This is a genomic window from Pacificoceanicola algae (assembly GCF_049341065.1).
Lineage (GTDB): Bacteria > Pseudomonadota > Alphaproteobacteria > Rhodobacterales > Rhodobacteraceae > Pacificoceanicola.
On record NZ_JBMPIX010000002.1, the window covers coordinates 16,450 to 30,063 of the forward strand.

General features: G+C 61.4%; 12 protein-coding genes. 2 read left to right on the plus strand and 10 right to left on the minus strand.

From position 1 onward, the window contains the following. Positions 1-57 precede the first annotated feature (57 nt). The 10 genes from ACOYQJ_RS02650 to ACOYQJ_RS02695 form a co-directional block, all read right to left on the minus strand. The gene (locus ACOYQJ_RS02650; RefSeq protein WP_422904460.1) at positions 58-477 is read right to left on the minus strand and encodes a DUF309 domain-containing protein; all 420 of its coding nucleotides are present in this window, start codon (positions 475-477) and stop codon (positions 58-60) included. Positions 478-480: 3 nt separating this feature from the next. Then, positions 481-1,305 (minus strand): alpha/beta fold hydrolase, encoded by an 825-nt coding sequence (locus tag ACOYQJ_RS02655; protein WP_422904461.1) that lies wholly within the window; start codon positions 1,303-1,305, stop codon positions 481-483. Next, the gene (locus ACOYQJ_RS02660; protein WP_422904462.1) at positions 1,302-2,849 is read right to left on the minus strand and encodes a benzoate-CoA ligase family protein; all 1,548 of its coding nucleotides are present in this window, start codon (positions 2,847-2,849) and stop codon (positions 1,302-1,304) included. Before ACOYQJ_RS02660 ends, ACOYQJ_RS02655 begins: the two co-directional genes overlap by 4 nt. A 240-nt stretch (positions 2,850-3,089) precedes the next feature. Beyond that, entirely contained in the window at positions 3,090-4,895 is a 1,806-nt protein-coding gene (locus ACOYQJ_RS02665) for a feruloyl-CoA synthase (RefSeq protein WP_422904463.1), read from the minus strand. Between the two features lie 22 nt (positions 4,896-4,917). Next, entirely contained in the window at positions 4,918-5,679 is a 762-nt protein-coding gene (locus tag ACOYQJ_RS02670) for an SDR family NAD(P)-dependent oxidoreductase (protein WP_422904464.1), read from the minus strand. Positions 5,680-5,817: 138 nt separating this feature from the next. Beyond that, on the minus strand, positions 5,818-7,134 hold the full coding sequence (locus ACOYQJ_RS02675) for a TRAP transporter large permease (RefSeq protein ID WP_422904465.1): 1,317 nt from the start codon (positions 7,132-7,134) through the stop codon (positions 5,818-5,820). Continuing rightward, entirely contained in the window at positions 7,131-7,724 is a 594-nt protein-coding gene (locus ACOYQJ_RS02680) for a TRAP transporter small permease (protein ID WP_422904466.1), read from the minus strand. The genes ACOYQJ_RS02675 and ACOYQJ_RS02680 overlap by 4 nt, the downstream gene beginning before the upstream one ends. 64 nt (positions 7,725-7,788) lie before the next feature. Next, positions 7,789-8,844, minus strand: a complete 1,056-nt coding sequence (locus ACOYQJ_RS02685; RefSeq protein WP_422904467.1) for a TRAP transporter substrate-binding protein — start codon at positions 8,842-8,844, stop codon at positions 7,789-7,791. Positions 8,845-8,885: 41 nt separating this feature from the next. Beyond that, a complete protein-coding gene (locus tag ACOYQJ_RS02690) occupies positions 8,886-9,926 on the minus strand; it encodes a TRAP transporter substrate-binding protein (RefSeq protein ID WP_422904468.1) in 1,041 nt (346 codons plus the stop codon). Positions 9,927-10,107: 181 nt separating this feature from the next. Next, the gene (locus ACOYQJ_RS02695) at positions 10,108-11,274 is read right to left on the minus strand and encodes an amidohydrolase (protein ID WP_422904469.1); all 1,167 of its coding nucleotides are present in this window, start codon (positions 11,272-11,274) and stop codon (positions 10,108-10,110) included. A gap of 121 nt (positions 11,275-11,395) precedes the next feature. Between ACOYQJ_RS02695 and ACOYQJ_RS02700 the strand changes: the two genes are divergently transcribed. Then, positions 11,396-12,532: an MHYT domain-containing protein gene (locus ACOYQJ_RS02700; RefSeq protein ID WP_422904470.1), complete on the plus strand. Its 1,137-nt coding sequence runs from the start codon at positions 11,396-11,398 to the stop codon at positions 12,530-12,532. Positions 12,533-12,753: 221 nt separating this feature from the next. Further along, the gene (locus tag ACOYQJ_RS02705; RefSeq protein ID WP_422904471.1) at positions 12,754-13,608 is read left to right on the plus strand and encodes an FAD binding domain-containing protein; all 855 of its coding nucleotides are present in this window, start codon (positions 12,754-12,756) and stop codon (positions 13,606-13,608) included. The last annotated feature ends 6 nt before the right edge of the window (positions 13,609-13,614 follow it).

Consider the following 13,614-nt stretch of genomic DNA (forward strand, 5'->3'; position numbering starts at 1 on the left):
CAAGCCTTCCGGTGAAGGCATTTGCCATTTTAAATCATACACATACAGATTTATGCACTATATTGCACAAATCACCAGTGATTCTTCGTACATTCGATCTGCATCTTTTTCGCCAAGCTCCATCAGCGGCGCACCACTCCGGGCAAAGCCCTCGTCCATCAGCGTCCGCGCCTGTTTCAGCAACCGCGCGACCGCATTCGCCTTGCCCATCCGCGCCTTGAGCCGCGCATTGGCCAATTGAATCACGCCCTGCACCAGACATTTCTGCCCGGAATTTGCCGGTGCGGCCATCCAGACGGCTTCAAGCAGCTCGTGCGCTTCCCAATAAAAACCCTCGTCCAGAAACCGCAGCCCCATCTGCCACGCGAGGCTTTGTTCCAACGGCTCGGCAACCTGCTTGAACGGCTCGAACAGGGCGTCATCGTGGCGCGGCGTCTGCCCCGGAACATAGGCATGGGGCGGGCGCCAATCATTCACGGCTCAGGCTGCCTCGACCTTGGCCTTTTCGATCCGTTCCAGACGGGTGCAGAACTCGGCCACCGCCGCGAGCACCCTGTCCGGCTGATCGAACTGCGGCGCGTGGCGGCAATCCTCCAGAATTTCGACATCCACCGGCGCGTAGGATCGCTCTTCGATCTCGTGAACCTGCGCTAGCGTGCCGTATTGATCGCCCCGGCCCTGGATCGCCAGTGTCGGAATGCGCAGGTAGTCGATGGCATCCGTCACAAGTGCGGCGTTGAAATCGGGGTGCAGCCAGCTGTCGTTCCAACCACGAAAGGCGCTGTCCACATGTTTGTGATATTTGCTCAGTTTATCACGCAGATCGCCATTGTCATAAGCCTGTTTTGCGGCGGAAATCTCGGTCAGCCCCATGGCTTCGGTAAAGAAATGCGGCGCCATGAGGATCAGACCGCGCACGCGGAAATCCTCGACCCCGCCGGCGTATTCCACGGCAATGGTCGCGCCGTCGGAATGGCCCATCAAGACGCCGCGCTGAAACCCGATGGCGTCCAGAAGATCGGGCAGCACCTGCTGCGCCTCTTCCACCATGTAGTCCAGCGGTCGGGGCAAATCGGCCGGGTCAGACTGACCATAACCGGCGCGTGAATAGACAAAGACGCCCCAGCCGGTGGTCTTGGCCAAGGCCGCAGGGAAGTCTCGCCACAGCGCGACGCAACCCAACCCTTCGTGCAACAGAACGATCGTCGGCGCCTTGTCCGGCGCCGGGCCAAAGCACTGATACTCAAGCGCCTTTCCGCCCGCTGTGACAAACCCCTTGGGCGCGCTCCAGTCAAAGGACATCATGCGCCCTCCGGCTCGCGCAGCTTGAAGCGCTGGATCTTGCCGGTTGCGGTTTTCGGCAGGTCTTCGACCACTTCGATCCAGCGGGGGTATTTCCATTTGCCGACCTTCTCTTTGACGAAGTCCTTCAGCTCGGCCAGCACGGCATCGCGATCCGCGCCCTCTTTCAGCACCACATAGGCCTTGGGTTTTTCGAGATCATCCTTGTCGCGCATCGGCACAACGGCGGCCTCAAGCACACCGGGATGGGCAATCAGCGCCTGTTCGACCTCGAAGGGGGACAGCCAGATGCCCGAGACCTTGAACATATCGTCGGTGCGCCCGCAGTAGACAAAGCGGCCGTCCTCGGTGATCTCGTATTTGTCGCCGGTGCGGGTCCATTCCCCCTCGAACGTCGCGCGGCTTTTGCTGCGCTTGTTCCAGTAGCCCTCGGCGGCACTGGCGCCGCGCACCAGCAGCTCTCCTACGCCTCCGGGCTTGATCTCCTCGCCGTTCTCATCGACGCAGCGCAGCTCGTACCCCGGAACCGGACGCCCCGAGGTGCCATAGACCACATCGCCGGGCGCGTTCGACAGGAAGATGTGCAGCATCTCGGTGCTGCCCACGCCATCCAGAATGTCCACGCCCCACAGGTCATGCCATTTGTTGCCGATCTCGGTGGGCAGGGCTTCACCGGCAGAAATGCACAGGCGCATATTGGCCACTGGCACACCGTGTTTTTCCAGATAGGCGACAGTCGCGGCATAAAGTGTTGGTACACCGCAGAAAATCGTCGGCTTTTCCCTTTCGATGATCTCGACGGCCACATCCGGCGTCGGGCGGCCATTGAACAGAACCGTCGTCGCCCCCACCGCCATCGGAAAAGTCATCGCGTTTCCAAGTCCGTAGGCAAAGAAAATCTTGGCCACCGAAAACACCGTGTCATCCTCGCGGATACCCAGAACCTGCGCGCCATAGGTGTCCGAAGTCGCCTTGAGCGCGCCGTGCACATGGCGCACGCCCTTGGGCTGCCCGGTCGACCCGGACGAATACAGCCAGAAGGCGCATTCATCCTCGCTGACCTGTGCGGTCGCGCGCGGCTCGGCGTCCTGCATGAAATCGTCATAGCTGATGGTGCCTTCGGGCGCTTCGCCGCCGATGACAACGATCTTGCGCAGGTGCGGCGCCTGCTGCGCGGCAGGCAGCACCACGTCCAGCAATTCGTGACTGACAATCAGACACGCCGCCCGGCTGTCTTTCAGGATAAAGTCATAAACCGGCGTCGCCAGCAACGTGTTCAGCGCGATCGGCACCACATGGGCTTTGAGCGCGCCCCAGAAAATCTCGGGGTATTCGATCTGGTCAAGGATGATGCAGGCGACACGCTCTTCCGGGCGGATTTCACTGTTGGCAAAGGCCCCAGCCACCAAATCGCTGCGCTTGGAAAGCTCACCATAGGTTATCTGACGTTTTTGCCCTGCCGCCTCTCGAAAGGCGGGTTTGTCCGCCCGGCCTTCGGCGACGTGGCGGTCCACAAAATAGAGCGCCGCGTTCTGATTGTCTGTCATGCTTTCCTCCCAGAGACCGGGGCGTGCCCGGAAATGTCCCGTTCGCAACTCGACACCCGGGTATGCGGCGCGCGCCCTCCTCCAAAAGCAACGCACCCCCGGCCTGCGAGTCCACACTTGTCAAAGGCGACTCGGAATATGCTTTATAATGCACACACTAAATTTCCGATCAAGCGTTGCCAGTTGGAATGTTGCACTTTTTTGCACACCCCTGCCGAGCGGTCTGGCCCGATCAGACCGTCACGCCGTTTCACCTGTGATCACCGCCGGATCGCAGTCATCGAACAGCCGATCATACATGGCGGCCCGCCGGGTCAGGATCTTGTGGAAGTTCAGGTTGCCTTTGGCCGTCGCCTCTCCGTCACCCATCGAGGGCGGTTCGGCCAGAACCATCGCCCGCGCAATCCGCGACGCCGAGCCGTGATCGTGCCGCCGCGCCAAAGCCCCTCCGATGGCCTTCGCCAACCCCGGGCTGACCAAAGCGCCGCGATCCTCGCTGCCCTCCTCGGCCAGCTTTACCGCTTGCGGACCCGGAAAGATCAGCACGCCGATCTCGGATTTATCCGCGCCGCAGATCACGATGTCCTGCGCCAGCGGGCCAAGTTCGGCCAACAGTTCCAGCCGCAGGTTGGCCGCGCGCACCCAAGTGCCCGACAGCAGCTTGAAGTCCTCGGATATCCGCCCGTCAAAGCGCATGCCCTTGGTCAGATCCTCAGGATCCACGAATTTCATCGCATCGCCGGTCAGAAAGAACCCTTCATCATCAAAGGCCTCAGCGGTTTTTTCGGGGTCGCCCAGATAGGCGGGCATGATGTTGGGACCACGCACGCGGATCTCGCAACGCATGTCTTCGTCCGGGATCAACTTTATATCAACGCCGGTCATCGGCACGCCGACAATTCCCGACATGGTGGTAGGCTCGTGCTGTATCAGGCAGGCTGGGCCGGTTTCCGTCAACCCCCAGCTTGAGTTCATCAGCGGGACGTCCCCGCGCACCTCTCGGGCCATATCCTCAAGATCGCGCCAGACGTCCTGAGGCAAAGAGGCGCCCGCGTAAAACAGCATGTCCAGGTCGCGGAAATAGCTTTCCCGAAGGTCCGCATCCACTTTCATCGCGTCGCGCAACTGGGCAAACCCCACCGGCACGTTGAACGCCAATGTCCCGTTGATCAGGCGATTATTCTCAATCGTCTTGCCGACCAATGCGGGGATCGGTTTGCCACCGTCGATATACAAGCTGCCGCCATTGGCCAGCATCATGTTGAAGTTGTGCGAGCCGCCAAAGACGTGGTTCCACGGCAGCCAATCGACGATACGCGGCGGCTTTGCCCGCAGGAAGGGCAAGGCGTCGGCAATCTGGGTCTGGTTGGCGCACATCATCCGCTGGGTGGTGACCACCGCCTTGGGGTGCGAGGTCGAGCCCGAGGTCATCAGGTATTTGGCGACCGTGTCCGGGCCCACTTTTGCCGCGGCCTCGTCGACCTGCGGCCCATCCTCACCCGCCATCAGACTGGCGAACTCCGACATCCCCGCACCGGGATTGACGCTGACCACCTTTTCAATATCGTCAAAACACTCAAGCGCCAGGGCTGCACCATAGCGCCCACCGTCATCGGCAAAGACCATGGCGGGTTTGACCACGCCGACGCAGTGCCGCAGCTGCGCATTCGCCGCAGGGATCAACGCGTATTGCTCGGCCAAAGGAACAGTGGGAATGCCGACATACTGCGCCGCCAAGGTCAGCAGGCCGTGATCCACTCCATTGCCCGAAATCACCACGATGGGCCTGTCTGGACCTAGGCCCCGCGCCAGAAGGCTGGCTGCGATGGCGCGCACGATCTGGCGCGTCTGCGCGTAGGAAACCTCGCGCCACCCCTCCCCCTGACGTTCCGCGATAAAGACCGCGTCCGGCGTCTTTTCCGCCCAAAGCTCCACCCAATCGCCGGACTTGTTCGCAATCGGGCCAATGTCATAGCCCGACCGCAGCAGGATCGTACCATCGGCCCGATCTTCGCGCACAACCTTGTGGCTTGCGTATTTTCCCATCCGTCCTCCTCCCCGATCCGACTTAGCGCTGCGGCAGTCGCACGGCGGCATCCAGCCGGATCGTCGTTCCATTCAGATAGGGGTTCGCCACGATCTGGCTGACCATCTGGCCGTATTCCTCGGGCTGGCCCAACCGATGCGGGAAGGGAATATTGGCGATAATCCCCTGTGTGGTTTCCTCGGGCAGCCCTTCCATCATCGGCGTGTTGAACAGCCCCGGCGCAATCGCCATGACGCGCACACCCATCTTGGCCATCTCGCGCGCGACCGGCAGACACATCGCGGCAATCGCCCCCTTCGAGGCCGCATAGGCCGCCTGCCCGATCTGCCCATCCTGCCAAGCCACGCTGGCGGTGTTGATCACCACGCCGCGCTCGCCGCTGTCCAGCGGCTCCAGTTCCATCATCTCGCGCGCGGCATGGGACATGACGTTATACGTCCCGAAAAGGTTCACCCGGATCGTCCGTTCGAAAACATCCATCGACAGTTTGCCTTCGCGCCCGACGACCCGCGCCGCCAAACCGATCCCGGCGCAGGACACCGCCACGCGCGGAGCCCCCAGCTTGTCCTTTATCTCGGCAATCGCCGCCGCCACGCTGGCCTCATCGCCAACATCGGTCTTCACAGCATGGCCGCCGATCTCGGCCGCCATGGCCGCTCCGCGCTCGGCGTCAAAATCCAGAATGCCAACCTTTGCCCCTTCCGAGGCCAAGCGCCGCGCCGTAGCCGCGCCCAGCCCGCTCGCACCGCCCGTGACAATTGCCACCTGTCCGGAAATCTCCATATCATCCTCCCTGGAACCGACCCGGTTCTTCATTGGTCCAAAAATATCCCGGGGGAGTCGCAGCCGCGCTGCGACGGGGGCAGCGCCCCCCTTCCCCCCCCCTCTCGTCTCAAGCCCGCAGGGCAACGCGGTGCCCCGCTACCCCGGCAAAAGGAACAGCGTGATCGCCGGGAACATCACGAGGATCGTGACCCGGATCAAATCGGAAATCACGTAATAGATCACCGCCTTGTAGGTCTCGTACATCGGGGTTTCCGGGTCCATCGCGTTGATCACAAAGAGGTTCATCCCGACCGGAGGCGTGATCAGCCCGACCTCGACCACGATCAGCACCAAAATGCCGAACCAGATTGCCACATGCTCCGTGCTCATCCCGAAATCGAGCGCCGAGATCACCGGAAAGAAGATCGGGATCGTCAGCAGGATCATCGACAGGCTGTCCATGAAGCAGCCAAAGACAAGGTACAGCAGCAGGACCAGCACCAGCACCAGCATCGGTGAAAAGCCCTGCTCGACCACCATGCGTGACAATTCCTGCGGCACCTGCGTCAAAGCCAGAAAGCCGTTGTAGAACGCCGCGCCCAAAACGATGAAAAAGATCATTGCGGTTGAGCGGGCCGTATCGGCAAAACTGTCCGCCAGGGTCCGGCGCGTCAGCCCGCCGTTGAAAAAAGCAATGATCCCAGTGCCCAGCGCGCCCACAGCCGCGCCTTCGGTGGGGGTGAAGATGCCTCCGTAGATCCCGCCGACCACGGCGATGAAGACCAGCAGCACAGGCCAGACGTCGATCAGGGCGCGGATGCGGTCCGCGAAGGGAACGGGCTCGCGCACGCCCGCAGACCCGGGGTTCATGCGCACATAGATCGACACGGCGATCATATATCCGACTGCGGCCAGAATGCCCGGAATGAACGCCGCAAGGAACAGCTTGGCGATGTTCTGCTCGGTCAGGATGGCATAGATCACCAGCACCACCGACGGCGGGATCAGGATGCCCAAGGTGCCGCCCGCCGCCAGCGTCGCGGTGGAAAAGCCGCCCTTGTAGCCATAGGATTTCAGCTCGGGCAGGGCCACGCGGCTCATGGTGGCGGCGGTGGCCAGCGACGATCCGCAGATCGCACCAAAGCCCGCGCAGGCACCGATGGCGGCCATGGCCACCCCGCCCTTGCGATGGCCCAGAAAGCTTTCGGCGGCTTTGAACAGCGCCTGGCTCATGCCGCCCAGCGTCGCGAAATATCCCATCAGCAGGAACATCGGCACAATGGAAAGCGAGTAGCTGGAGAAGGTCGTATAGGCCTCGGTCTTGAGGCGCGCCAAGGCCATGATGGCGTTGCCGTTGACCAGCCACAGCCCGGCAAAGCCGGTGGTGAACATGGCCAGCCCGATGGGCACACGCAAGAAGATCAGAACCAGCAGCGCCGGAAAGGAAAGGATGCCGATTTCAAGGTTGCTCAATGGTCTGCCCCCACGGCATTGGCCACGATCAAGCGGCCCGTCAAAAGTTCGATCCCGCGTACCAGCGCCATATAGACACCGGCAGCAGCAGCGGCGACCGCGCCAACAAGGCTGGCCGCATAAGACCACCAGACCGGGAATTGCAGCAGCAGCGTCGTCTCGCCCGAGCGCAGTTTCCGCGCCATCCCGGCATCAAGCTGGATGGCGATCACCACCAGCGCGGTGGCAAACAGTGCTTCGGCCAGGAAGATCAGGAACCGGTTGGCCCCGCGCGGCAGGAAGTTCGTGAAGATGTCGACCGCGGCATGACCGCTTGTCACCTGACACAGCGGCAGGAAGGCAAAGATGCAAAAGGCCATGCCGGATTCGACCAGTTCAAAGTCGCCTCTGATCGCGCCGATCCCCATGTCGATCAGGGATTGAGCCATGCCGGGGGCAATCCCTTGAATCAAATCAGAGTGCAGGAAGGAGTTGGTCGTCCGCCCGATGATCGAAATACAGATAATCAGGATCAGAGCAGTCAGAACTGCCCCGCCCAGCACCGCCATGAGCTTGGCAAGTGCCAGTACGAAGCGATGAACGCGTTGCATATGGGAATTCCCCTTCGGGCCAAACCTGGGGCCACGGCGCAAACCGTCGCCCCAGGTCAGAGGTTTATTTACCGTAAGTGTCCATGTCCGATGTATACTCGGCCATCAGCGCGCGGGCTTCGTCGATCAGGGCCTGACCGTCTTTGCCTTTGCCTTTCATATCCTCAATCCAGGTTGCATAGATCGGGTTGACCAGAGCATCCCATTCCTTGGCCTGTTCTTCGGTCACGGTGACAATGTTGTTGCCCATATCAACCGCGATCTGGCGCGCCGGGCCATCCGCATCCGCCTGCGTACCACCCGCAAAGATCGAGAAGGCCAGACCGGAATTGTCGTCGATCACTTTCTTCAGATCGTCCGGCAGCCCTTCGTAGCGGTCAAGGTTCATCGCCAGAACGAAAGTCAGGTTATACAGTGCCGGGCCTTCGAACTCGGTGTGGTTGTGAACCAGTTCCGGCACCTTGAGAGCGCTGGTCACCTCCCACGGAATGGTGGTGCCATCCAGAACGCCCTTGGAAAGACCTTCCGGGATGGCAGGCACCGGCATGCCGATGGGTTCGGCGCCGACGCGGGTCAGCAGATCGTTCACCAGACGCGAGCCGCCACGGATTTTCATGCCTTGAAGATCGGCAGGAACGGCGACCGGCTTGTTTGTGTGGAACATGCCGGGGCCGTGGACCCATGTGCCAAGGATATGGACATCGGCGAATTCGGTGTCCTTCATGTGCTCTTCGAACATTTTCCAATAGGCATAAGAAGCCGCCCGCGCATCCGAGACCATAAAGGGCAGTTCAAAAACTTCGGTCGTCGGGAAGCGGCCCGGCGTATAGCCGACCACGGTCCAGACCACATCGGCAATGCCGTCAATCGCCTGATCCAGCAGCTCTGGCGGCACGCCGCCCAGCTGCATCGACGGATAGCGTTCGACCTTGATCCGGCCACCGCTGTCCTTTTCGACATTGTCGGCCCAGACATCCAGAACCTGCTTGGGCACATTGGCCTGCGCCGGCAGGAACTGGTGCAGCTTGAGCGTCACTTCCTGAGCGAAGGCCGCCGTCGACAGCAGCGATGCCGCCAGAGCAGCACCTGCAACACCAAGGATTTTTCTACGAGTGGTCATGTAATTCCTCCCTACTGACCTTTGGCCCAGATTTCAGGGCCTTAGTTATTCGCTTTGTATTCCGCCATGAGGGCGCGCGCCTCTTCGATCAGCGCGGCGCCGTCAATTCCCTTGCCCTTTACGTCCTCGATCCATGCGTCATAGACAGGACGGGCCATTTCTTCCCATTTCGCCGCATCTTCTTCGGAAACGGTGACGATGTTGTTGCCCAGATCGACAGCGATCTGGCGGGCCGGACCATCGGCGTCGGCCATGGTGCCCCCGGCAAAAATGCTGAACTCAAGCCCCGAATTGTCGTCGATCACCTTTTTCAGATCATCCGGCAGCGCCTCGTAGCGCTCTTTGTTCATGCCCAGAATGAAGGTCAGGTTATAGATCGCCGGGCCGTCAAATTCGGTGTGGTTGTGCACCAGCTCCGATACCTTGAGCGAGGTCGTGACCTCCCACGGGATGGTGGTGCCGTCGATCACGCCCTTGGACAGCGCCTCGGGGATCGCGGTCACGGGCAGACCGATCGGCTCGGCCCCGACGCGCTCGAGCAGTTGGTTCACCATACGCGAGCCGCCGCGGATCTTCATGCCTTGCAGGTCCTCGGGCGAGGACACCGGATCTTTGGTGTGCAACATGCCCGGACCATGCACCCATGTGCCAAGCACCTTGAGGTCCGCAAAATCGCTGTCCTCCATATGCTCCTTGAACATGGTCCAATAGGCGTATGACGTCGCCTGCGCGTCGGATGTCATGAAAGGCAGCTCAAAGACTTCGGTGTGCGGGAACCGCCCCGGGGTAAAGCCGTTCACCGCCCAAACGATATCCGCGATGCCGTCGATGGCCTGATCGATCAGCTCGGGAGGAGTGCCTCCAAGTTGCATTGCAGGGAAGCGCTCAATCTTGATGCGACCCTCCGAATCGGCCTCGACCTTGTCGGCCCAGACATCAAGGATCAGCTTGGGAACATTGGCCTGTGCGGGCAGAAACTGGTGCAGTTTCAGCGTAACCTCTTGAGCCAACGCACTGGTTGCGCTCACAGCGGTCACGGCAAGCGCCGCTACCGCGGCCAGAAGCGCTCTTCGATTGGTCATATCGTCCTCCCCAGACGTCACCCGCGCCTCCTCTGGCTTGGATGATTTGTGCAAGATCATGCAGAATTCGCACTATAATGCAATCTCTTTAACCGACCCAGCGGTCACTTTTTGCATCCGATATCACCGCTCACCATTTGTCCAGAGTTAACACATTTCTGTTTACAAAGAAACAAAATGTTTACGTATCATTATTCGTCCCGGACAGGATTTCATCAAGAATGGCGGAATAGATGGCAGCGCCGTGCTGGATCAACTCGTCCGGGAAGTCATAGTGCGGGGTGTGCACCGGCGGATGATCCTCGCCCGCGCCCAGCAACATGAACGCCAGCGGGATCTGCGCCCCGAAACATCCGACATCCTCAGAGGCGCGCATCGGCAAGGGACCGGGGGTATGGGGCACACCAAGCCGGTCCAACGCGCGGGTGGCGATCTCAAAGGCCTCGGGCGCATTGGTGGTGGCGTCAAAGACATCCTCATACGTGATATGGCATCTCAGCCCGCTTTGCGCGGCGGCCTGTTGCACCATCTCTTCGGCGCTGGCCACCAGCGCCGCCATGCGGTCGTCAGTCAGCGTGCGCAGGGTCGCAAAAACTTCGGCCTCGCCCGGCGTGACGCCAAAGGCGGGCTCCCCCATGCGGGCGTGGGTCACGGTCACAAGGGCAAAATCCTCTTGTCCCGGCTGTCCCTCGGCCAAGGCTGTCAGATCGGGCATCAACTGCGCCAAGGCCAACATCGGGCTGCGCGCCTTTTCCGGCTCGGCGGCGTGCGAGGTTTGGCCGGTCAGCGCAATCCGCATCCCGCGCGAGGCACAACTGACCGGCCCTGGCTTAACCGCCACGTCGCCAAAGGCCAGCCCCGGCATGTTGTGAATTGCAAAGGCGTAATCCGGGCGCAGATCGGCAAACGCCGGGTCCGCGACAACCGCACGCGCGCCTGCGCCATTCTCTTCGGCAGGCTGAAACATCAACAAGACCGACCCGCGCGCGGGGCGATGCCGCCCCAGCATGCGCGCCATGGCCGCAAGCATGGTCATATGCCCGTCATGGCCACACAGATGCGCCCTGCCCCGCGTTTCCGAGACATGATCGAAGTCCGAAAGTTCCTGAATGGGCAAAGCGTCCAGTTCGCAGCGCAGCATGACGCAGGGTCCCGGAGCGTTCCCTTCATACAGCGCGGCGACCCCGTGGCCTCCCAACCCGGTTACGGTCCGATCCGGCCCGGTCGCGGCAAGCATCTGAAAAACCCGTGCGGCGGTCTGCTCTTCCTCGCCCGAAAGCTCGGGGGTGCGGTGCAGAAGGTGCCGCCAATCGGTCAGCTCGTTGATGTCGAAATTGCTCAGACGCATCGAATCCCCCGTGTTGCCCCATGCATGCCCACATTCTGTTGCATTTGCAACGAAAAAGCCTCTCGCCCTTTGCCAGCAGTGACTTATAGTCTGCACTTCACATGAGGGAGTGGAGGACCTCTTGCTGGACTACAGCCACAACTGGGTGTTTGTGCTGGCATCGCTGGCCATTGCCATGATTGCAGCCTTTTCGGGCCTGAGCCTGACTCAGGGCGTCTCGCGGATGTCCGAAACGGTGCGCAAGATCACGGTCTCCGCTTCGGCGGTGATTCTGGGCTGGGGCATCTGGTCGATGCATTTCGTGGCCATGCTGGGGTTGTCGCTGCCGATTGCCTTTTACTTTGATCCACTGGTGACGCTGATCTCGGCGCTGACGGCGATCCTGTTCATGGGGCTGGCTTTGGTGATCGTGCATTTCGGGCGACGTACGCGCGGCAAGATCGTGATCGCAGGCACGGTGGTCGGGATCGGCATTCCGGTCATGCATTACATCGGAATGTCAGGGATGGAGCTTTGCGCCCCGGTCTACTCGGTCGTAGGGGTTGTCGGCGCCCTTGCCCTGTCTATCGGCCTGAGTGTCCTGTCCTTCCTGATCGCCTATGACAGACGCAGCGCGCGCAATATCGTGATGGGGACCCTGGGGTTCGGGCTGGCGGTCTTTGCGGTGCATTTCATCGCCATGGCAGGCACAGGTTTCCTGCCCGCGCCCGAGCCGGATGCGATCGTGCCGCCAATGAGCAAGGGGGCCCTGGCCTTTGGGGTGACGATCTCGGCATTTGTTCTGTCGGGTATCTTTCTGCTGAACGGTGCAAGCTTTGCCACCCGGTTGACGGGTGGAATGGACGCGCCTGCCGAAGCGGATCGTGCGCCTGAGCCTGAGTTGGCTGCGGAGGTGCCCGGTGTTGCCGAAGCCGCGCCGCCTGCTGGCCCGCGCATTCCGTATGAAGCCGAGGCGCGCACGCATTTCATCGACGCCGCCGAGGTTTCGGCGGTGCGGGCCGAGGGTCATTACACGGTGCTTTATGTCGGCACATCGAAACTGTTTTGCCCGTGGTCCATAACAGAGGCGGAAAATCGCATCCCAAAGGCACGCTTCATGCGCACGCACCGGAGCTATCTGGTCAACCTCGACCATGTCTCGAGCTTCGAGCGTAGGAAGGACAACGGGGTTTGTTATTTTGACAAGACGCCTTCGCTGCCCAAGGTACCGGTCAGCCGTTCGCGCCTGACCGAAGTCCGCGCGCGCTTGGGAATGTAGCGCCCGGGGCGCTGCCCCTCTTGTCCGCTACGCGGCCAATTCACCCCGAGGTATTTTCGGCCCAAAGAAATCCGAGTCGCGGTTCATGCTGCACCTGCGTACGCATTTCGTGCGCGGGCGGCGCATTTCGTGAACGCGGCCGCGCCGGTCGTTATGTCGGCCTCGCGTCTGGCGTCGGGCGCGACTTGGATGCAGGAAGAGTTCCTTAGGGGAGGACAGGAATGATACCCGCACCGTTTGAATACCACAGGCCCGACAGCGTGGAGGCGGCTTTGGCGATCATCTCGCAGCATGGCGACGATGCGCGCGTTGTTGCCGGAGGCCACAGTCTGATCCCGATGATGAAGCTGCGCATGGCCGAGGTGCCGCATCTGGTTGACCTTCAGGCCATCGGTACGCTCAAGGGCATCTGCATTGACGGCAGCCGTGTGCACATTGGCGCCATGGTCACCCAGCACGAGCTGATCGTGGACGCGGCTCTGGCCAAGGCCGCGCCGATCCTGCGCGAGGCGGCTTTGCAGATTGCCGATCCTCAGGTGCGCTATATGGGCACCGTCGGCGGCAATGTGGCGAACGGCGATCCGGGCAATGACATGCCCGGGCTGATGCAGGCCTTGGATGCGCGTTTTACGCTTCAGGGGCCGGACGGCACGCGCGAGGTAGCGGCGCGCGAGTTTTATGAAGCGGCGTACATGACTGCCCGCGAGGACGACGAGATCCTGACCCAAGTCAGCTTTGACGCACCGGTTGGCGGTCAGTCGTATGAAAAGCAAAAGCGCAAGATTGGGGATTATGCCACGGCAGCCGCAGCTGTGATCCTGACGAAGACGGATGGCAAAGTCTCGGGGGCGTCGATTGCCATGACAAACCTGTCGGATACGCCGGTGTGGTCCGAGGCCGCCGGCGCCGCCCTTGCTGGATCGGACTGCGGGAAAGCCGCAGTCGATGCCGCTGTGGCGGCAATGCTGGGTGACATTGACCCGGGCGAGGACAACCGCGGGCCGGTTGAGTTCAAGAAACATGCGGCAGCGGTGATCCTGCGCCGGGCGATTGCCCGCGCCTGGGACCGGGCCTGAGGGGGA

Coding starts and splice junctions, on each gene's coding strand:
- ACOYQJ_RS02655 (WP_422904461.1), bottom strand. CDS start 1,305: ATGATGTCCTTTGACTGGAGCGCGCCCAAGGGGTTTGTCACAGCGGGC.
- ACOYQJ_RS02660 (WP_422904462.1), bottom strand. CDS start 2,849: ATGACAGACAATCAGAACGCGGCGCTCTATTTTGTGGACCGCCACGTC.
- ACOYQJ_RS02665 (WP_422904463.1), bottom strand. CDS start 4,895: ATGGGAAAATACGCAAGCCACAAGGTTGTGCGCGAAGATCGGGCCGAT.
- ACOYQJ_RS02670 (WP_422904464.1), bottom strand. CDS start 5,679: ATGGAGATTTCCGGACAGGTGGCAATTGTCACGGGCGGTGCGAGCGGG.
- ACOYQJ_RS02680 (WP_422904466.1), bottom strand. CDS start 7,724: ATGCAACGCGTTCATCGCTTCGTACTGGCACTTGCCAAGCTCATGGCG.
- ACOYQJ_RS02685 (WP_422904467.1), bottom strand. CDS start 8,844: ATGACCACTCGTAGAAAAATCCTTGGTGTTGCAGGTGCTGCTCTGGCG.
- ACOYQJ_RS02690 (WP_422904468.1), bottom strand. CDS start 9,926: ATGACCAATCGAAGAGCGCTTCTGGCCGCGGTAGCGGCGCTTGCCGTG.
- ACOYQJ_RS02695 (WP_422904469.1), bottom strand. CDS start 11,274: ATGCGTCTGAGCAATTTCGACATCAACGAGCTGACCGATTGGCGGCAC.
- ACOYQJ_RS02705 (WP_422904471.1), top strand. CDS start 12,754: ATGATACCCGCACCGTTTGAATACCACAGGCCCGACAGCGTGGAGGCG.